Origin of the sequence: Acinetobacter sp. YH12098 (assembly GCF_013419235.1) — a bacterium.
GTDB classification, from domain to species: Bacteria; Pseudomonadota; Gammaproteobacteria; order Pseudomonadales; family Moraxellaceae; genus Acinetobacter; species Acinetobacter amyesii.
In genome coordinates this window covers 35711-55521 of sequence record NZ_VPAO01000029.1, presented here as the reverse complement: position 1 = coordinate 55521, position 19811 = coordinate 35711, and the positions used below count along the sequence as shown (strand labels likewise).

Annotated in this window: 21 protein-coding genes, 1 tRNA gene and 2 pseudogenes; 7 read left to right on the top strand and 17 right to left on the bottom strand. The window is 39.7% G+C overall.

The annotated features are described in order from the left end of the window. Nucleotides 1-89, top strand: a pseudogene (locus FTU38_RS11030) (IS5/IS1182 family transposase); the annotation flags it as partial. Between the two features lie 34 nt (nt 90-123). Beyond that, nucleotides 124-225, top strand: a pseudogene (locus FTU38_RS11025) (phenylacetic acid degradation protein); the annotation flags it as partial. A gap of 50 nt (nt 226-275) precedes the next feature. On the opposite strand, the gene FTU38_RS11020 reads toward FTU38_RS11025, so the two are convergent. Then, nucleotides 276-734: a hypothetical protein gene (locus FTU38_RS11020; RefSeq protein WP_168378022.1), complete on the bottom strand. Its 459-nt coding sequence runs from the start codon at nt 732-734 to the stop codon at nt 276-278. Between the two features lie 251 nt (nt 735-985). Between FTU38_RS11020 and FTU38_RS11015 the strand changes: the two genes are divergently transcribed. Both FTU38_RS11015 and FTU38_RS11010 read left to right on the top strand, forming a co-directional pair. Then, nucleotides 986-1061, top strand: a tRNA-Asn gene (locus tag FTU38_RS11015). An 87-nt stretch (nt 1062-1148) separates the two neighbouring features. Next, the gene (locus tag FTU38_RS11010) at nt 1149-2222 is read left to right on the top strand and encodes a hypothetical protein (RefSeq protein WP_180003238.1); all 1074 of its coding nucleotides are present in this window, start codon (nt 1149-1151) and stop codon (nt 2220-2222) included. A 56-nt stretch (nt 2223-2278) separates the two neighbouring features. Here FTU38_RS11010 and FTU38_RS11005 read toward each other — a convergent pair whose 3' ends face one another. The 12 genes from FTU38_RS11005 to FTU38_RS10950 all read right to left on the bottom strand — a co-directional run bounded on the left by FTU38_RS11005 (nt 2279) and on the right by FTU38_RS10950 (nt 12500). After that, on the bottom strand, nt 2279-3103 hold the full coding sequence (locus tag FTU38_RS11005; protein WP_180003240.1) for a DUF4198 domain-containing protein: 825 nt from the start codon (nt 3101-3103) through the stop codon (nt 2279-2281). Between the two features lie 136 nt (nt 3104-3239). Then, nucleotides 3240-3893, bottom strand: a complete 654-nt coding sequence (locus FTU38_RS11000; RefSeq protein WP_180003242.1) for a tRNA-(ms[2]io[6]A)-hydroxylase — start codon at nt 3891-3893, stop codon at nt 3240-3242. Between the two features lie 17 nt (nt 3894-3910). Continuing rightward, the gene (gene pdxJ / locus FTU38_RS10995) at nt 3911-4636 is read right to left on the bottom strand and encodes a pyridoxine 5'-phosphate synthase (RefSeq protein WP_180003244.1); all 726 of its coding nucleotides are present in this window, start codon (nt 4634-4636) and stop codon (nt 3911-3913) included. 9 nt (nt 4637-4645) lie between these two features. After that, the gene (recO, locus tag FTU38_RS10990) at nt 4646-5362 is read right to left on the bottom strand and encodes a DNA repair protein RecO (RefSeq protein WP_180003386.1); all 717 of its coding nucleotides are present in this window, start codon (nt 5360-5362) and stop codon (nt 4646-4648) included. An 8-nt stretch (nt 5363-5370) separates the two neighbouring features. Beyond that, nucleotides 5371-5565, bottom strand: a complete 195-nt coding sequence (locus FTU38_RS10985) for an NF038104 family lipoprotein (protein ID WP_078192000.1) — start codon at nt 5563-5565, stop codon at nt 5371-5373. A 31-nt stretch (nt 5566-5596) separates the two neighbouring features. Continuing rightward, entirely contained in the window at nt 5597-6625 is a 1029-nt protein-coding gene (era, locus tag FTU38_RS10980) for a GTPase Era (RefSeq protein ID WP_067765139.1), read from the bottom strand. Continuing rightward, nucleotides 6625-7323: a ribonuclease III gene (rnc, locus tag FTU38_RS10975; protein ID WP_111883979.1), complete on the bottom strand. Its 699-nt coding sequence runs from the start codon at nt 7321-7323 to the stop codon at nt 6625-6627. Before rnc ends, era begins: the two co-directional genes overlap by 1 nt. Further along, nucleotides 7295-7666: a DUF4845 domain-containing protein gene (locus tag FTU38_RS10970; protein WP_168378031.1), complete on the bottom strand. Its 372-nt coding sequence runs from the start codon at nt 7664-7666 to the stop codon at nt 7295-7297. The genes rnc and FTU38_RS10970 overlap by 29 nt, the downstream gene beginning before the upstream one ends. A 20-nt stretch (nt 7667-7686) precedes the next feature. Then, the gene (gene lepB, locus FTU38_RS10965) at nt 7687-8514 is read right to left on the bottom strand and encodes a signal peptidase I (protein ID WP_180003248.1); all 828 of its coding nucleotides are present in this window, start codon (nt 8512-8514) and stop codon (nt 7687-7689) included. 21 nt (nt 8515-8535) lie between these two features. Further along, nucleotides 8536-10353, bottom strand: a complete 1818-nt coding sequence (gene lepA, locus FTU38_RS10960; protein ID WP_180111181.1) for a translation elongation factor 4 — start codon at nt 10351-10353, stop codon at nt 8536-8538. Between the two features lie 195 nt (nt 10354-10548). After that, nucleotides 10549-10998: a thioesterase family protein gene (locus tag FTU38_RS10955; protein WP_078192006.1), complete on the bottom strand. Its 450-nt coding sequence runs from the start codon at nt 10996-10998 to the stop codon at nt 10549-10551. Nucleotides 10999-11117: 119 nt separating this feature from the next. Then, nucleotides 11118-12500: a Do family serine endopeptidase gene (locus FTU38_RS10950; RefSeq protein ID WP_168378034.1), complete on the bottom strand. Its 1383-nt coding sequence runs from the start codon at nt 12498-12500 to the stop codon at nt 11118-11120. Nucleotides 12501-12728: 228 nt separating this feature from the next. Between FTU38_RS10950 and nadB the strand changes: the two genes are divergently transcribed. Then, nucleotides 12729-14375, top strand: a complete 1647-nt coding sequence (nadB, locus tag FTU38_RS10945; RefSeq protein WP_180111180.1) for an L-aspartate oxidase — start codon at nt 12729-12731, stop codon at nt 14373-14375. Nucleotides 14376-14455: 80 nt separating this feature from the next. Here nadB and FTU38_RS10940 read toward each other — a convergent pair whose 3' ends face one another. From FTU38_RS10940 to pabC, 4 genes are all read right to left on the bottom strand, one after another. Further along, nucleotides 14456-14875 (bottom strand): PaaI family thioesterase, encoded by a 420-nt coding sequence (locus FTU38_RS10940; RefSeq protein WP_180007634.1) that lies wholly within the window; start codon nt 14873-14875, stop codon nt 14456-14458. A gap of 69 nt (nt 14876-14944) precedes the next feature. After that, nucleotides 14945-15550: a dTMP kinase gene (gene tmk / locus FTU38_RS10935; protein ID WP_180007633.1), complete on the bottom strand. Its 606-nt coding sequence runs from the start codon at nt 15548-15550 to the stop codon at nt 14945-14947. A 9-nt stretch (nt 15551-15559) separates the two neighbouring features. Continuing rightward, complete coding sequence (gene mltG, locus FTU38_RS10930) at nt 15560-16612, bottom strand: endolytic transglycosylase MltG (RefSeq protein WP_180007632.1); 1053 nt, start codon at nt 16610-16612, stop codon at nt 15560-15562. 1 nt (nt 16613) lies between these two features. Beyond that, a complete protein-coding gene (gene pabC / locus FTU38_RS10925) occupies nt 16614-17423 on the bottom strand; it encodes an aminodeoxychorismate lyase (protein WP_180111179.1) in 810 nt (269 codons plus the stop codon). Nucleotides 17424-17584: 161 nt separating this feature from the next. On the opposite strand from pabC, the gene FTU38_RS10920 reads away from it, so the two are divergent. Both FTU38_RS10920 and FTU38_RS10915 read left to right on the top strand, forming a co-directional pair. Further along, nucleotides 17585-18592, top strand: coding sequence for a sulfate ABC transporter substrate-binding protein (locus tag FTU38_RS10920; protein WP_180111177.1), 1008 nt, complete (start codon nt 17585-17587; stop codon nt 18590-18592). 176 nt (nt 18593-18768) lie between these two features. Further along, nucleotides 18769-19782, top strand: a complete 1014-nt coding sequence (locus tag FTU38_RS10915; RefSeq protein WP_180111175.1) for a sulfate ABC transporter substrate-binding protein — start codon at nt 18769-18771, stop codon at nt 19780-19782. Nucleotides 19783-19811 lie beyond the last annotated feature (29 nt).

Below are 19811 nucleotides of genomic sequence, written 5' to 3'. Positions count from 1 at the left end.
GAGGAATTGCCACAAGATACGATAAGCTAAAACGTAACTATCAAAGCGCTGTTGCTTTAGCTTGTATATTTATATGGTTGCCTCTTTAGCTCAATTTATCGGCTGTAAATGTCAACACACCCTAATATCAGTACAAATTTAGGGATTTCTGAAGGGAAAATTATTGATGACAATGGCAAACTTTATGCACATGCAACTGCAACCTGCATGATTATACGTCCTTAATATTTTATTTTTCTGCTCGCAATTCAATGCGAGCAGATGATGATTCAAACTTAAATTGCTGAATGTAAGGCACGAATTAATTGGCCTTCGCTTAGATCAATGCGATTACTGCCCTTTTGAAAGCAGTAATATTTTAAAGCACTATCTAACTCAACACGAAGTTCCCGTTGTTCTGAGATAGACCATACTTTAGAACAATTTGAGCCTGATAATGCATTACCTGCCAATTGGTATAAATACAAATCTTGCTTGCGTTTTAAAGGCACACGACGACCATCATCTTTATGTTCAAAACGTAAATGACATGGTACATTGATCAACCATTTTTCACTAAACCACAGTTGTAATAAATCACCCAATGCCAAGTCACGTCGACCCAAAGGCCAAACGTCAACGTATGCACCTTCGACAGGTGTTTGATATTTCTCTTGGTTACTGATAATGGAAAGATAGTTTTCTTGGTAAAAAGAAAAATTTGAAAAAATCTGAGAAATAGTCAGCGTATTCATTCGCTTTCTCCTGTTTAGCCATTTTAGTGCTGGCAAGTTGGGTTTAAATCCACACTGTTTAAACATATGTTTAAACGCTCTGTTGTTGCATTCAGACTATCAATTGAATTTTTTCTTTGCAAGCCTAAGATTCATTTTTTCTAAAAAATTCTTCTTTTTGTTCAAATAAAAAACATCTATCACGCATTTCTCCTCATATTGGTATTTTTAGCTTGACCCTCTTCAAAATCTGCTTATAATCGCATTCAGATTCTCCAATAGCTCAGTCGGTAGAGCGACGGACTGTTAATCCGCAGGTCCCTGGTTCGAGCCCAGGTTGGAGAGCCAAATTCTAAAGCCCATTTATTTAAATGGGCTTTTTTAATGCCTATGATTTACATATAATCTATAAGTCATTGTCATTAAAATAAAAAAATGTTCATTCAAGTTGATGCTGAATCAAATAAAACTGCCTTAAAACACTATCTCACTGCATTCATTTTTCTTTTAATTTTTATCAGCCCATTTGCAATTTATTTGGTGAGCTGTACACCCGAAAGTGAAATTGAACAACACTTCAAAACGCCACCCAATTTATATAATAGTGAATCTAACACCCTTCTTGACAGCAACCTACAATGGTTGGTTCCACCTCAGCAGATTCAAAATCACAATATTATTCGCGAAATATCTGAATCTGTATTGAACGAGATAACAGAAGGACAATATTGGTCGAGCACACCGATTACACTGCAAAACCAATCTGATCAACTGTATATCCATATTGATTTTGCAGGTCAGCAACAAACTCGAAAAGATCTTGAAATTTCGGTACTGCCGTTATGCATTGTTAACGAAAAAGAAACACCATGTATGAAAGCTGGATTAAATGCAACTGGACAACTTTTTAACATCTCAACTCAAAAAAATACGCAATATCGCACATTGGAGACCAATAAATCTTGGATCTTTTATGGCCATGATTTCCAAGAAAATTATATTATTCCACCACAAGCCACTCTCAAATTTTTAGTTAAAGCCAACATCCCTGAACACTTAACCCTGCAATGGCTTAGGCTAAGCATCAGTACTAGCCCCATTGTTGAGAAACAGCAGAATTATATGCTCATGACGCAAAACAGTATGAAAATAAAATATGCACTTGCTCTATTGCCACTCTTCATTTTAGCTTTGATGCACATTTTTCAAGGGTTTGAAAGCCTGCGTAATTTATCTATCGGCGCACTTTCAGCACTTTTATTTGTAATCAACACCATCATTTGGGATATCCACTATATGGTGATTGGTTGTCTGATTTTATGTTTTGCAAGTGTCTGTTATTGTTTTGAGAGCCGATATTATCGATTGCTTTATTTAACGGGTTATTTACTAATTGCAGGCTATTCGCAGCAATATTATGGTGGTTTTAATAAACACTTCTTCACCCAAACCAGTTTAATTTTATTGATAGGTTTATCGATGTTTTATCTTGAACCTAAAGATAGCTAAATCATTTTCATAAAAAAGCTCTGCAAATCGCAGAGCTTTTTCTCATTTAACTACCCTTAGATTACATTAAAGCTCAAAGTATATTTATATCGTTTTAATGCGTCTCCCTTCATTTCAAAAGGCTGCTGATAGTCAATTTTCAGTAAATACTGACCACGATCTGATAGGCTAAAATTCAAGTTTCCTTCTTGATCAGTTTTAAGCGTTTTATAAACTTTTCCTTCACGGCTGTAATCCGTTGTTTGCTGCAAAATTTCAATCTGCAAACCCGCAACCGCTTTTTTCTGATCTAGCACTTTCAGTTGTACTGGCTCATTTTGCATAATGGCATTCGGATGGGTTCTAAATTGCACATCAAAACCATCATGCAAATAATTCACTACATTTGTAGACGTTACACGGCGCGATACAAAAGTTTCAATGATTTCTTGGGTTTGAATACTTTTGATTTGCGACTTTTTAGTCAACTCGGCTGTATAAATAACATTTGCATTCGCAGTTTTTTGAGGATCACGTACACCATTGATTAACGCTTTCCACTGCTTTTGATCATAAGCAAAACGCGCTGTACTTCCCTGCTTTTCACCACGAATACGATACGTGCCATCCTGCTTATTTTCTAAACTATAACTGCTGACTGTTTGAGTTTTTGCCCAATCAGCATCCGTTAAATGCAGCTTTTCACCTGACGGTGTATGTACATGGAAATTAAAATTTTTAATGGCTATTTCAGAAACAAACGGATTGTCATAAAAACCAGAAAGAATGGCACTATGATTATTAAATGTTTGATAGTTTAGAGGTGCAACATAAGGATAATGCGCTTCAGCCTGACCAACCGCACACAAAGCGATACAGAGTAAAGTGAATTGTAATTTCATATTGAATAAGTGAGCTTAAATTGTTTGATTCATAGAGATCGTTTCATTTTAGATTCACCCAAGACAATTGTAAATAATTCTTATTATCGTTTATTTTAAGTGCATAAAAAATCCCCCATTTTGGAGGATTATTTTATCAAGCTGCTTTGACTGGCACACCACTATGAAAGCGGAATAAATCATCTGGGCTGCTAATCAGATTTTTTTCAACTTCACGAATATGCTCAATACGCATCTGAATATCTTCTTTCGGGTTCTTTAGCTTATTGGTCATCGCCACATCCATGGCTAATGCCAAATAGTCCTCATAATGGCGTGATTCAGACTTTAGCAAATAGCGGTAGTAACGCCCCAACTCTTCATCCACATGTGGTGCAAGCGCATAGAAACGCTCACATGACCGTGCTTCAACAAATGCGCCTATCACCAAGATATCAATTAACGCTTCTGGCTCATAAGTCCGTACTTCTTTGCGTAGACCACCTGCATACCGACCAGCACTGATTGCAGTCCATTCCTGACCACGTTTTGCCATCAGTTCCAGCACTTGCTCATAGTGCAGCATTTCTTCACGAACTAGCTGTGCCAGTTTGATTTGTAAATCAGAGAAAAAACTATAACGAAACATCAAATTCATTGCTGTACTTGCAGCTTTCTTTTCACAATTGGCATGATCCTGCATTAGGATATCCAAATTATTTAAAGCTTCATCTAGCCATGCTTTTGGTGTTTCACACCCCAAGAAGCCAATGACTGGCTTCATTAGGGCATCATAATCAATATTTGACATATACTTTACTTAAAAAATTAACGTGCGGCTTTAATCGCAGCTTTCATTTGTTTCACAGACTGTGCCAATCCAATAAATACAGCATCAGCAATAATCGAGTGACCAATATTCAATTCATGAATTTGCGCAATGCGCGCAATCGGAGTGACATTGTCAATATTTAAGCCATGACCAGCATTCACAATCAATCCTTTAGATGCCGCATATTCAGCACCTTGAATGATACGCTCCAGCTCTGCTTTCTGCGCTTCAGGTGTTTCAGCATCTGCATATGCACCTGTATGCAACTCAATCGTTGGCGCGCCACAGGCAATCGCCGCATCAATTTGAGCAAAGTCAGCATCAATAAATAATGAAACTTCGCAACCAATCGCTGCGAGTGCTTGAGTCGCATTTTTTACATCTTCAAAATGCCCAACAACATCTAGACCGCCTTCAGTCGTGACTTCTTCACGCTTTTCAGGAACAAAGCATACATGATGCGGCTGAATCTCTTTGGCAAATTCAACCATTTCATTGGTCACTGCCATTTCAAGATTCATATGGGTTTTTAATACAGAACGCATACGACGCACATCATCATCTTTAATATGGCGACGATCTTCACGTAAATGTAGCGTAATCCCTTCCGCCCCCGCTTGCTCACAAATAATTGCGGCATTCACAGGATCTGGATAAGTTGTCCCACGTGCATTTCGTAGTGTTGCCACATGGTCAATATTTACACCAAGCAAAGCTGCCATAATTCTTTCCTAATGACGTTGAGTTTGAGAATTCTGTATCCACAATTGACGACTTTTTAATGGACGATCGCCAAGCAAGGAAGTAATCATTTGTCGGTACAACTTAGACAGTAATTGTAACTGTTCAGAATTAAATTCCCCACCTTTTTCATAATCACACATACTTAAAATATGTTGACCTGACAATGTTGCGCGTGAGGCTTTAATGACAGGTTGAAAACCTTCATTTAAATGAAATTGATAATTTTCATGAGGCTGAATTTGCTGTTGATTTGCATCAGTTGAAAAATCCAACGCAAAACCCAACTCTTCAAGCAGCACATGCTCAAATTGTCTAAGGATTTGCCGTAAGAATAGATCAGGGTGGGCCTGGACAGACATGCATTGAAGTTTTTCCAAGGTGTGTGCATATTGAGCAAATGTCTCAGGCATCTCAACCTCTAACGGACATAGCCTCAATAAAACTTCATTTAGATAAAATCCTGAAAAAAAAGCATCACCAAAAAAGAAAATCGGTTGATTTACAATTTCGAGTTTACTAAAGTTTTTAAGTTCGGACTTACCAGATGCTTGCAAGCAAATTGGTTGATACTGGGGAGGTGGCGTTTGCCTGAGAATACCATCAATTCGACCATGCTCCTGAGTAAACAAGTGCACAATATGACTTTTTTCACGATATTTACGATGGTGAATTAAATAACCATGCAGTATCTCATTACGCATGATTTGAAATATTAATCCTTGTCTTTCTTTTTCTTGTCGTCTTCATCTTCATCCCCATCTGGAATGACTGCACCCACAACTGCAGCAGTACCTTTAACCACGCCTTTTGTGGTTTTATAAGCCACTTTGACAGGAACAGTAACGATTTTATGAATACACCCTTGTAGAAACAAAACACATGCCACTACAGCTAATACTTTCATCATTACTCTTCCCTCAAAGTTTGTTATTTAACGATTAGATATCGCTATAACCCAAGCTTTTCAACGCACGTTCATCATCAGACCAACCACCTTTGACTTTCACCCAAAGTGTCAGCATGATTTTTTGCTCGAACATTTTTTCCATATCCACACGTGCATCCATACCGATTTTCTTCAGTTTGGCACCCTTCTCACCAATCACAATAGCCTTCTGACCAGAGCGATCGACAAAAATCGTCGCATCAATATAGGTACACGCCGCTTTAGGACGACCAGTTTTTGGATTAACTGTTGCTTCTTCTGTTTTAAACGACTCAATTTGAACGGTTAGATCATAAGGAAGCTCTTCCCCCAATTGACGCATGATTTTTTCACGAATAATTTCAGAGGCAAGGAAGCGCTCTGAACGATCCGTTAATTGCTCAAGTGAATACAGTGGTGGTTGGAATGGTAAATATTTCTCAATCGTGCTGCGCAAATGATCTAAATTTGCACCACGTAATGCTGATACAGGAACAATTTCTGCAAAATTCATTAATTTTGCACGCTCTTGTATCAATGGTAATGCATGGTTTTTATTCTCTAGTGTATCAATTTTATTGATCACAAGAATCACTGGCATATCGGCATTTTTTAGCTTTTCTAACACTAAATCATCATTCTGTGTCCATTTGTCTGCATCAATCACAAACAAAACTAAGTTCACATCACGAAGTGCAGAATGTGCCGCACGGTTCATCATTTTATTAATGGCACGGACTTCTTTTTTGTGCATCCCCGGGGTATCTACGAATACCGCTTGAGATTTTTCGCGTGAGTCAATACCCACAATTTTATGACGTGTGGTCTGTGGTTTACGAGAGGTAATGGAAAGTTTTTGACCCAAAATATGGTTCATCAACGTTGATTTACCCACGTTTGGACGACCAACAATCGCTACAAAACCACTTTTAAAATCGGCCGGAATTTCAGTGCCTTGCGCACTAAAAAACTGACTAATTAAATCGTTACTGTCGCCTTGCGACTCATGATCAGCATCTACGTGATCGGAATGAGTAGTCATTAAGACTTTTTCTCCAAAATTTCTAAGATTTCTGCCGCTACTGCCTGTTCAGCAAAGCGACGGCTTGAACCTTCACCGTATTTAACAGGGAGCCCTTCAACTGTACATTCAACTTTAAAATGTTGGTTCGGAGCATCACCCTGAATATCTACAACCTCGTAAACCGGGAGAGGTTTTTTACGTGCTTGTAAATACTCTTGCAAACGTGATTTAGGATCTTTCAGTTGATCAGTTGGTTCAATATGATCTAAATATGGCACATACCATTTAAGAACAATCGGTTCCAGAATTTTTAAATCCTGACAATCGACATAGATTGCACCAATGATCGATTCAACGGTATCCGCAAGTATAGACTCACGATGATGACCGCCAGATTTCAACTCACCTGTACTCAAGATTAATTCTTGACTGAGTTTTAAGTCATTGGCAATTTTTCCTAGCGCTTCCTGACGAACCAGTGTCGCACGCATACGCGTTAGACGCCCTTCATTTTCATGCGGGTAGGCATGGTACAGATAATTGGCAATTATCATACCCAACAATGAATCGCCCAGATATTCTAGGCGTTCATAATTGTATTTATGGCTCACCGATCGGTGGGTCAAGGCCAGTTGTAACAATTCAGGTTGTTTAAACTGATAACCGATACGACTTGCTAAACGAGCTTCATTTAGCTTGGACTGAGCTTTGATCAAAACTTTTCTCGAACTTCAACACAATATCAATATTCAATAAGAAAGGTTTTCTTATTTCATAATCTGTTTTCACTTGTAGACCATCTACATTAGTGACTTGAGCAATATCTTTAAAATTTAAATCACGTACACCATTCATATCTAAACGCTGTGACATTTGTGACTCAAACTTACTCGGAGCAATATTTTTAGGACTGCTCTTCATCAATTCTTCAATTTCATTGTTGACGAGACGATCGTCAACATACGGTCCCCAAACCGCAATTAAAGCTTTAGCTAAAAAAGCAAAACCAATAATAGCAATTAAAATTGCTATATAAGACGTTCCCCGTTGATGTCTCATTTTATTTTCCTGATGTAAGACTAATCAATACTGCCATTACGGCTAAACGAAGGCAGTTTTAAACCAGGTTCCTTATGCATCCACTTGTAAAAAGCCCGTCCAGTGAGGTTTTCTTCAGGCACAAAGCCCCAAAAACGACTGTCCGCACTTTGATCGCGATTATCCCCCATCGCGAAATAGTGACCTTTAGGAACCTTAACTTCCCAATATAAACCATTTTCTGTTGAATATTTACCATTTTCAACATAGTTGATAAATGGCGCTTGGCGCGCAACATTGACACCTTCAAGCTCACGCATGGTAAACGTATGCTTACCCATGGTTTCTTTATGATAAATCGATGTAGGTGTGTCGAGTTGATCTTTTTCACGGCTAAATTCCACAGGAACTTTTGCCACTTTCTGACCATTCACACTCAGTTGACCATGATCATAAATAATATGATCCCCTGGTAAACCAACCACACGTTTAATATAGCTAATGGTTGGTTGTGGTGGATAACGGAATACAATGACATCACCACGCTCAGGTTCACCGACATCAAGAATTTTTTTATTGACGATAGGTAAACGTACGCCATACTGATATTTATTCACCACAATAAAATCACCTGTCTCTAAAGTTGGAACCATAGAGTCTGATGGAATATTAAATGGCTCATATAAGAATGAACGCATTACCAAAACTATCGCTAGAATCGGCCAAAAGTCATAAGCCCATGCGATAACGACATTTTCATTCCCTTTACCTTTGGTCTGTCGTTGTTTCCAGACAAACTTATCCAACAGCCAAATTAAGAAAAAAATGACTGTGGCAGGAACAAGGATCAAATTAAAGTCAAAATCCATGAGCTCATAAACCTCTATTTATTATCTTTCTACTTTCAATACCGCAAGGAACGCTTCTTGTGGGATTTCGACGCTGCCCACTTGTTTCATACGTTTCTTACCTTCTTTTTGTTTCGCAAGAAGTTTCTTCTTACGCGACACGTCACCACCATAACATTTAGCCAAAACGTTTTTACGCATCGCTTTTACAGTTGAACGTGCAATGATTTGCGCGCCAATTGCTGCTTGAATAGCCACATCAAACATTTGACGTGGAATCAAGTCTTTCATTTTTTCAACTAGAGCAATACCACGATGACGAGCATCTTGGCGGTGACAAATCATGGCCAAGGCATCAACCTTCTCACCATTAATTAGCACATCCACCTTAACCAAAGATGAACTCTCAAAACGGACAAAGCTATAGTCAAGCGATGCAAAGCCACGTGAACATGATTTCAACTTATCAAAGAAATCCATTACCACTTCAGCCATTGGAATTTCAAACGTAATGGCCACTTGGTTCGCCATGAACTTCATATTCTTTTGAACGCCGCGACGTTCAACACATAAAGTCATCACATTACCCAAGTATTCTTGCGGTACTAAAATGTGACATTCAGCAATTGGCTCACGTAAGTCTTCAACTGTTGAACCATCCGGCATTTTAGAAGGACTATCGATATAAATGGTTTGACCATTTTTCATCACCGCTTCATAAATTACGGTTGGTGCTGAAGAAATCAGGTCCAGATCATACTCACGTTCTAAACGTTCTTGTACTATTTCCATGTGCAGCATACCCAAGAAGCCACAACGGAAGCCAAAACCAAGTGCATCTGAACTTTCAGGTTCAAAGAACAACGCTGAGTCATTAATTTGCAGTTTGTGCAGCGCCTCACGGAACGGTTCAAATTCACTTGAATCGATTGGGAATAAACCTGCATAGACCTGTGGTTTAACTTTTTTGAAGCCTGGTAAGGTTGGTACTTCTGGTGTAGTTGCCAAGGTAATCGTATCACCAACTGGAGCACCAAAAATATCTTTAATACCCGCGATCACGAAACCAACTTCACCTGCTTCGAGCATGTCAGTTTCTGTATGTTTAGGATTAAAAATACCTACTGAAGTAATGATGTGCGTTTGACCTGTTGATTTCATCAACATTTTATCGCCTTTACGCACACGGCCTTCTTTAATACGAACCAAAGAAACCACGCCTAAATAGTTGTCGAACCAAGAGTCAACAATTAAGGCTTGTAATGGTGCATTACGATCGCCTTCGGGTGCAGGAATAACATTTACCAGTGTTTCAAGCACCCCTTCAATGCCTAGACCGGTTTTAGCTGAACATGTAGGTGCTTCAGTCGCTTCGATACCAATAATGTCTTCAATTTCTTGAATAACACGCTCTGGCTCTGCTTGCGGCAAATCAATTTTATTTAAAACAGGTAGGACTTCTAAACCTTGTTCAATTGCGGTATAGCAATTCGCTACAGATTGTGCTTCTACCCCTTGTGCAGCATCGACAACCAATAGTGCACCTTCACACGCAGCCAATGAACGTGAAACTTCATAAGAAAAGTCAACGTGCCCCGGTGTGTCAATGAAGTTGAGTTGGTATTCTTCACCATTAGGATGGGTGTAATACAAAGTCACTGACGCAGCTTTAATCGTAATACCACGCTCACGTTCCAATTCCATAGAATCTAGAACCTGCGCCTGCATTTCACGATCTTGCAAACCACCACAAGTTTGAATAAATCGGTCGGCAAGGGTCGACTTACCATGGTCGATATGCGCAATGATCGAGAAGTTACGAATGTTTTTTATATCAACAGATTTTTTAGCTTGCGCCATGGGCTACCTTGGAAAAATAAAAGCGCTATACATGCAATTCTTTATGCATAGCAAAAGCCGAATAGAAATTGCCGAGGATTATAGCAGATGGATTTTTCAAAGTATCGAAAATAATGCATTGCTTTTATGCAAGTCATTCATCCTACATGGAGAACTTGGCTAGTCTTGGTTTGAAATTTTGCGATAAAATCAAACTCAAAGATCATAAGCACTAAAATCCAGCGGATTTAGGCTATCCGCAATAGGTTGATACGCTTGGGTAAAGGTTGGCGACATGCGTTTTGGACGACCTGTGGCAATTTCAATGCATGCCCACTGCGTATTGCCTGTAAATAATATCGCTTTGTCTTTAGGGCGATAAAATACATACTGCCGAAACGAATACAATGCATTGATATCATTTAGCCAAGTTCGTAAAATAATCTCCTCACCTTCGAGCGCTGCTTTACGATATTGCACATGATGCTCAACAGCGACCATGGCATGCTTCAATTCAATATATTCTTTTAAGCCTAAACCCAAAGCTTCAATATGTGCTGTCGCGACATCTTGCATCCAACTGACGTACACCACGTTATTCACATGATTTAATGTGTCGATATGTTCAGCTTGAACTGTAATTTTTAAATCAAAGATATCGCTCATAGCGTCCTGCAAATTTTAAATTGTGGCCCACAGTCTACCCATTTTTATCTAAGGGTGAATTGCAAAAACGCTAAAGTTAAAAAACCACTCGCTTGGAGTGGTTTTCATTCAGCAAATCATTATTGAATGCGCATGCCCACAATCGCACGTTGCCCCTGACGAATCAAAGAAACACGTGCAATGCTGCCATTTTTCAATTCTGAAATAACTTTCACAAAATCTTCTGCATTATTCACAGCTTTATTATTAACTTGAGTCACAACGTCACCCGGCTGAATTCGCGCTTGTGCAGCAATACCACTAGCTCGTACATCTTGAATTAATACACCACCTTTCACACTCAGTTGCTTTAATTCATCTGCAGTTAAATTACGAATTGACACCCCAATCACCGGGCCTTTTTTCACAGGTGCAATTTCAGCTTTTGCAGGCGTATCATCTGGTGCAGTGATCAAGGTTGCTGAAATGTTTTGGCGTTTATCATCACGTAATACTTCAAGCTGAATACTTTGATTAGGACCTGTACGATTGAGATAATTCAGTAGTTCGCCAGTACGTGAAATCGGTGTACCATTAAATTTCAAAATGACATCACCCGCTTTAAAGCCAGCTTTTGCTGCGGGTGAATTCGGTGCAACTTGAGTAATCAATGAGCCCTCAGGTTTTGAAAGGTTATAGGATTCAGCAAGATTCCGATCGATATCTTGCAGCATAACGCCTAAGTAAGCACGTGTCACCTTGCCGTTTTTCTTTAATTGGTCTGCAACATCCATCGCCACATCAATAGGAATCGAGAACGATAAACCCATATAACCACCCGTACCACTAAAGATACGAGAGTTCACCCCAACCACTTCACCAGACTGGTTAAATAAAGGGCCGCCTGAGTTTCCGGGGTTCAATGCCACATCGGTTTGAATAAATGGAACCGAGGTTTCTCCCATCATATTGCGCATTTTCGCACTGACAATCCCTGCCGAAGCTGAATAGTCAAAACCAAATGGTGAACCAATAGCCAACACTGGCTCACCTACACGTAAACGGTCAACATTACCTGTGCGTAGCTCTGGAAAATTTGAACCTTTCACCTTTAGCAAAGCCACATCAGTCCGCTCATCACTACCCACAACGGTGGCATCAATTTCACGGCGGTCATTCAATACGATGGTGACTTTCGATGCATCTTCTACCACATGGTGATTAGTTAATAGATAACCATCTTTACTAATAAAGAATGCGCTTCCATAACCGGTCTTTTCTTGCGGCATTTTTTGCTGCGGGATAACGACCTGATTACCGAAAAAGCGTCGTAATATTTCTGGGACTTGTTGCTGCAAAAGCTCTTCTTGACTAAGCTTTTTAACCACATTCACGCTTACGACAGCTGGGCTGACTTGTTCAACCAAATTGGAAAAATCAACAGGACCCGCTGCCTGAGTCTGCACGCTAGCAACCGTAAACACAGCTGCATAGAGTCCCTTTTGTAAATACGATTTATTCATTGTTAGCATTCACTCAATTGTGCTTATCATTTGAAATACGTTAGTTTTTATCACAATGCAAGTCTAAGCTTCGTAATAAAATGTTTGATGATTATTTATGATAAACAATCTTAAACATTCCTTAAATATTACAGATCTATGAATATTTTTCATTATTTAGTTAATTTATAGTCATTGCGTTTTTAGGCAAAAACAGTTGTGATGATCGGACATTTTTAAAATTAGCTGATGGACATGTCTAATTTAAACACGACACATCAATTTGATGTGATTATTGTGGGAAGTGGCGGTGCAGGCCTAAGTTTAGCCCTATCGTTACCAGATCATTTTAATATTGCTGTTTTAGCTAAATCGACGCTGACGGATGCCAGTACATATTATGCCCAAGGTGGTGTTGCTGCCGTCCTCGATAAAACAGATTCTATTGAACAACATATCAATGACACCATGATTGCCGGTGCGCATTTATGTGAAATGGCAGCGGTAAAACAAACCGTTGAAGGTGGTAAATCTTCTGTCGATTTTCTACTGAATCAGGGTGTGCAATTTACTTTAGACGACCAAGAACAGTTACATCTGACACGTGAAGGTGGTCACTCTCACCGGCGGATTATCCATGCAGCAGATGCCACAGGTCGTGCTATTTCCACAACATTGGTTGAACGTGCGCAAGAAAAAGCCAATATTCATATTTTTGAAAATTTTATTGCAATCGATTTAATCACCGCACAAAAATTAAATCCTGAAGCTGAAAACCGTGCTCTCGGTCTATATGCTTTAGATGAAAAAACCGAAAAAGTACATACCTTTTTAGCACCGTTCACTGCCCTTGCCTGTGGTGGTGCCATGAAGGCATATTTATATACATCAAATCCCGACATTGCGACGGGTGATGGTATTGCCATGGCGTATCGTGCAGGCTGCCGTGTTGCCAATATGGAGTTTAACCAATTCCATCCAACCTGTTTATATCATCCTCAAGCTCGCTCTTTCTTAATTACCGAAGCGATGCGTGGCGAAGGTGCCTATTTACGTCTTCCAGATGGTGAACGCTTTATGCTGCGCTTTGATGAGCGTGCCGAATTAGCACCACGCGATATCGTAGCGCGCGCTATTGATTATGAAATCAAACGTCTAGGAATCCGTCATGTTTGGCTTGATATCACCCATAAACCTGCAGAATTTGTCAAAGAACATTTCCCTACATTGTATGAACGCTTAATGGAACTCGGTATTGATATTACCAAAGAAATGATTCCGGTGGTTCCGGCAGCACACTACACCTGTGGTGGCGTTGTGGTTGATGAAAACAGTCAGACCGATATTCCAGGCCTATATGCCATTGGAGAAACCTCTTATACCGGCCTACATGGTGCAAACCGTATGGCAAGTAACTCCTTACTTGAATGTTTCGTCTATGGTATGAGTGCTTCAACACATATCACAGCACAACATCAAGGGACTTATCAGGCGCCTCATGTCCCAGAATGGGATGACTCGCAAGTGACTAACCCTGATGAAGATGTAGTGATTTTGCAAAATTGGGACGAGCTTCGCCAAACCATGTGGAACTACGTGGGCATTGTCAGAACGACCAAGCGGCTTCAACGAGCGCTCCATCGTATTGAAATGCTTAAGCGTGAAATCACCGAGTATTATCAAGATTATCAAGTCAGTAAAAATCTGATTGAACTCCGTAACTTAGTATTGGTATCAGAAATGATTGTGCGCTGTGCAATGGAACGTAAAGAGTCTCGTGGACTGCATTTCACTTTGGACTATCCTGAACAAGCAGCAGAATTACGAAAAACAGTCCTAACTCCACCCAATTTCCAAGTGGAATGTCCATTGGTGAATACAGAACTGGTTTCTTAAACATCTAAAATGTCTAAAAACCATAAAAAGCCGAATGTAAATTCGGCTTTTTATTTGAATCAGCAAATGCAATTGAGCCTTTATAATCGCTTCGGTGGAATAGAATAGCTTCCTGTTATATGTGCAACAGGCTCATCCACACCTGCTGAATACACCAACACCTCACCATAAATTATACTTTTGCCCACTTTCAGCAATCGACACTCGCCTATTAAGTCTTTATTGGCTTCTGGCTTTCTTAAAAAATTAATATTCATATTGGTCGTGACCGCAAGTCCCACAATCCCGATCTCCCCCAAGATGGCCACATATAGCGCAAAGTCAGCCAAAGTCATCATGGTTGGGCCAGAAATCGTATTACCCGGTCTTAGATCTTGTTCAGTGACATGCCAAATTAAGGTCGCGGTTTGCTGTCCAACTTCTTGAATCGTGCAATTTTTTAAACTTGGGGCAAATTCACGTTGTAAAAAATCAATAATCGCCTGCTTTCGATGCGGCATAAAAAAATCATCCATAACTTATGCTATGAATGATTTTTAAATCAAATACCTAAAGATTACTATGGCATTTTAGATCTGTTGCAAATGCAATAATGCCTGTTGAAAAACCTGTTCAGGTGTTTGCGTCGCATCGAGGCGCTTCATGCGTGCAGGTTCATTTTCATGAATTTCAGCAAAACCTGAACGCACTTTCTCAAAGAAAGTTGCTTTCTCTTGCTCAAATCGATCTAAAGCGCCACGTTCACGTGCACGTAACATCCCCGTTTCAATAGGAGCATCTAACCAAAAGGTAATATCAGGCATACGCGCCACAAAACCGCCATTTAAAACTTTCAGTTTTTCTCGGTCCAAACCACGGCCTGCACACTGATATGCAAAACTCGAATCTGTAAAACGGTCACATAAAACGATTTTATCTGCAGACAGTGCCGGTAGAATCACGGCTTCTAAATGCTGTGCACGTGCTGCATACATCAGCAATAATTCAGTATCATTACTCATGGTTTCTTCGTGGTTCACCGAAAGTAACAGTGAGCGAATTTGCTCTGCCATAGGTGTACCACCCGGCTCACGGGTTAATACCACATCTTTTGCTAAGTGTTGGAAATGCTCATGTAGTTTACGAATCAACGTGGTTTTACCCACACCTTCCGTGCCTTCAAAACTAATAAACATGCTCACTCCTCAATTTTTCGCACGAATTACCGATAAATACTCTTGTACCGCTCGGTTATGGTCTGACAAATTACTGCTAAATTTATGACCACCGTTACCTGTTGCCACGAAATAGATGTTATTTGACGCATCTGGATGCATCGCGGCTTCAATTGCTTTTTGACTCGGCAAAGCAATCGGTGTAGGCGGTAAGCCATTGATCGTATACGTATTATATGCTGTAGGTGTACGTAGATCTTGGCGAGTGATATTGCCTTGGTATTTATCACCCATGCCATAAATAACCGTAGGGTCCGTTTGTAAACGCATGCCTTGCTGTAAACGACGGACAAACACACCAGATACTTGCTCCAACTCACGATCAAGACTGGTTTCTTTTTCAATAATCGACGCCATAATCAAGGCTTCATATTTATCTTTGTACGGTAAATTTTGAGCTCGATTATTCCAAGCCTGATCTAAGGCTTTGATTTGTCGGTTATACAAATCCTTCAAAATTTTTCGATCAGACTCGCCTTTTGCAAAGAAATACGTATTCGGTGCAAATAATCCTTCAGGGTGTGAATACGGAATACCGAGCTCTTTTAAGATTTGTGCATACGGTAAATGACTGATGTCATGTGTCACCAAAGGGTCATTTTTTAAAGCATCTATCAGTTGCTTAAATGTCGTCCCTTCGATCACTAAAATTCGATTCATTTGCGCATTTTCAGAGTTAGAAATCAGTTTCATGACTTCACGTACGCTCATGCCTTCATGGATTTCATACACACCTGCTTTTAAGGTGTCATTAATCATGAACTTTTGGTACAACTTCAAAATAATAGGAAAATTAACTTGTTTCTCTTTGGCTAGTCTGTCAATAAATCCTGAATAGGTATCCCCTGCACCAATCGCCAACATTTGCTTTTTGCCTTCCACAGGATAGGCTTTAAACAAACTCGACCACAGTAAAATCGCCACAAGTACAACGATACCAAGTAGCACAACCAAACATGCTTTAAATGGAAAACCTGCTTTGGCAGATTTTTTCTTATTTGTTTTTTTAGACACGGTGGACATATTAACGAATCTGACTTAATTGAAGTGTTCGGAAAAGTTCAATACAAGCTTGAACATCTAACTCAACTCCATTCAGAGTTGATGCAATTTTCATGGGATTTAAGGCATTACAGAAAAAAACACTCTGAAAATGCGTAATTTCATCCATATTGACGTGACGTTGAGTACATGGAATCTGAAGCTGCTGCATCCGTTTTAAAATTTCTGCACGCATGACACCATGCACGCCATTATAACGAAGTTCGGGCGTAATCCATCCTTCATTTGTGCGAATAAAACAATTACTGCTCACACCTTCGACAACTGTACCTTGCACATCCGTCACTAAAGCTTCGCCCCATGGGGTTTGATCCAACTCTGCTTTGAGCATGACTTGTTCTAATCGATTTAAGGACTTTAAGCCCACCAAACTTGGCATGGTTAACCCAATAGCTTGATGTAATACACCACTTTCGACAGTTTCGTACTCAAAATCTGCAACGGTTTTGGGGTAATAAAACACCCAAACCTCTGCGGGGTGCTCAGGTAAACTATAGCCACGCTGACCAATACCACGACTCAACACAATTTTTAAAGTGCCATTGACGACATCTTGTTTACGTAACAATTTTAAAGTGTCTTCAATAAGGTTTAAATCTGCATTTAGCTTTAATCGCTCATTGCTCAATTTTAATCGTGCAATATGCAAAGCTAAAAGTTCTATTTGTCCTTGGCGAATACGTGCCGTGCTAAAACAGCCATCGCCATAGTGAAAGGCTCGATCAAGTAAATTAACTTGTTCTATTTGCTGCGCATTTTTAAAACACTGCATACGTCGTCATCCCAATTACATCACTTTATTTTAAAAAATAATTGCTCAGCATATATTTCTTTTTTGTTCATATTAAATTCTTTTTTAATTATTTTTTCTGCATTAAAACTACAGATATTCTTGCCTCATCCAACAAAACATGTATAAAAATTGAGGACAACATGAATCTATCGAAATTAAAACTTGGGGTTTTGGCTGCATTCATTTCTGCCACAGCATTCAGTGCATCTGCCAAAGATTTCTTAAATGTGTCATATGATCCAACCCGTGAATTGTATGACAACTTCAATAAAGACTTTAGTGTTTACTGGAAAAAAACCACAGGCCAAGACATTAACTTTAAACAATCTCATGGTGGCTCAGGCAAACAGGCTCGTGCAGTTATTGATGGTCTAGATGCAGATGTAGTTACGTTGGCTTTGGCTGCAGATATTGATGAAATTGCTGCACGTGGTTTAGTTGCAAAAGACTGGCAAAAGAAATTTCCGCAAAACTCAACGCCATATACATCGACCATTGTGTTCTTAGTGCATAAAGGCAACCCGAAAGGCATTAAAGACTGGGGCGATTTAATTAAACCTGGTGTCGACATTATTACCCCGAACCCAAAAACATCGGGTGGTGCGCGCTGGAACTATCTAGCAGCGTGGGCTTGGGCAAAACATCAAGCAGGTGGTAATGATGCAAAAGCCCAAGAATTTGTCCGTCAAATTTATAAGCAAACCAAAGTCCTCGACTCAGGTGCTCGTGGTGCAACAACTACATTCGCAGAACGTGGTATTGGTGACGTGTTATTGGCATGGGAAAATGAAGCACATTTGGCAGTTCGTGAACAGCCGGGTAAGTTTGAGATCGTGACCCCTTCACTTTCTATCTTGGCCGAGCCGCCTGTTGCGATAGTAGAAAAAAATGCCAAGAAGGATGGCAATGAAAATTTAGCCAAAGCGTATTTAAATTATCTGTACTCACCTGCAGGTCAAACCATTGCAGCACAGAACTATTATCGTCCACGTAATGCTGCGGTACTGGCAAAATATAAATCCGTCTTTAAACCTTTAAAATTAGTGACTATTGATAAAGAGTTTGGCGGTTGGAGCAAAGTACAGAAAAAACATTTTGAAAATGGTGGCGTCTTTGATCAAATCGTGAAGACCAATAATTCCAAATAATGCTTTAGATACAGGAAAGCATCTTCCTTTCGCATAAGGTCGATGCTTTTTTTTCGTAGATACGTCTGTTATCTTTTTTATTCATATAAAATTCGTTTTTAATTATTTTTTATGCATAAAGATTGGCGCTATTCTTCACCCATGTTACAGATAAAGTAAAAATTATTGAGGTTCACATGAGTATTTCCGCAAAGTTAAAATTGGGTGTTCTTGCTGCAGTCATTTCGACAGTTTCTTTTGGCGCAGCTGCAAAAGATTTTTTAAACGTATCTTACGACCCAACGCGTGAACTCTATGAAAGTGTGAATAAAGACTTCAGCAAATATTGGGAAAGCCGTACAGGTCAAAAAATTAATTTTAAACAATCTCACGGTGGTTCTGGCAAACAAGCGCGTGCAGTCATTGATGGCTTAGATGCCGATGTGGTGACTTTAGCACTTGCAGCGGATATTGATGTGATTGCAGAAAAAGCCAAACTTTTACCTGCAGATTGGCAGAAGAAACTTCCACAAAACTCAACGCCATATACCTCAACGATTGTATTCTTAGTCCGTAAAGGCAACCCAAAAGCGATTAAAGATTGGGGCGATCTAGTTAAACCAGGCGTGGGTATTATCACCCCAAACCCGAAAACCTCAGGCGGTGCGCGTTGGAACTATTTAGCTGCGTGGGCTTGGGCAAAACATCAAGCGGGTGGTAATGATACAACGGCTCAAGAATTCGTCCGTAAGATTTATAAAAACACCAAAGTACTCGATTCAGGCGCACGTGGTTCGACTACGACCTTTGCTGAACGTGGTATTGGTGATGTATTGCTGGCTTGGGAAAATGAAGCACATTTAGCGATTCGTGAACAACCGGGTAAATTTGAAATTGTGACCCCTTCACTTTCAATTTTAGCTGAGCCCCCTGTTGCTATTTTAGAAAAAAACGCAGAGAAAAAAGGTAATCTTTATTTAGCCAAAGGTTATTTAAACTTCCTTTATTCACCACGTGGTCAGCAAATCGCGGCTCAAAATTTTTACCGTCCACGTAACGCTACAACGCTTGCACAATACGCATCAGTCTTTAAGCCACTTAAACTCGTCACCATTGATAAAGAATTTGGTGGTTGGGATAAAGTCCAAAAAGCACACTTTGAAAATGGCGGCGTGTTTGACCAAATCGTCAAAACCAACAATGGAAAATAAGACCATTCATTGACTGAATCAGGAGAACT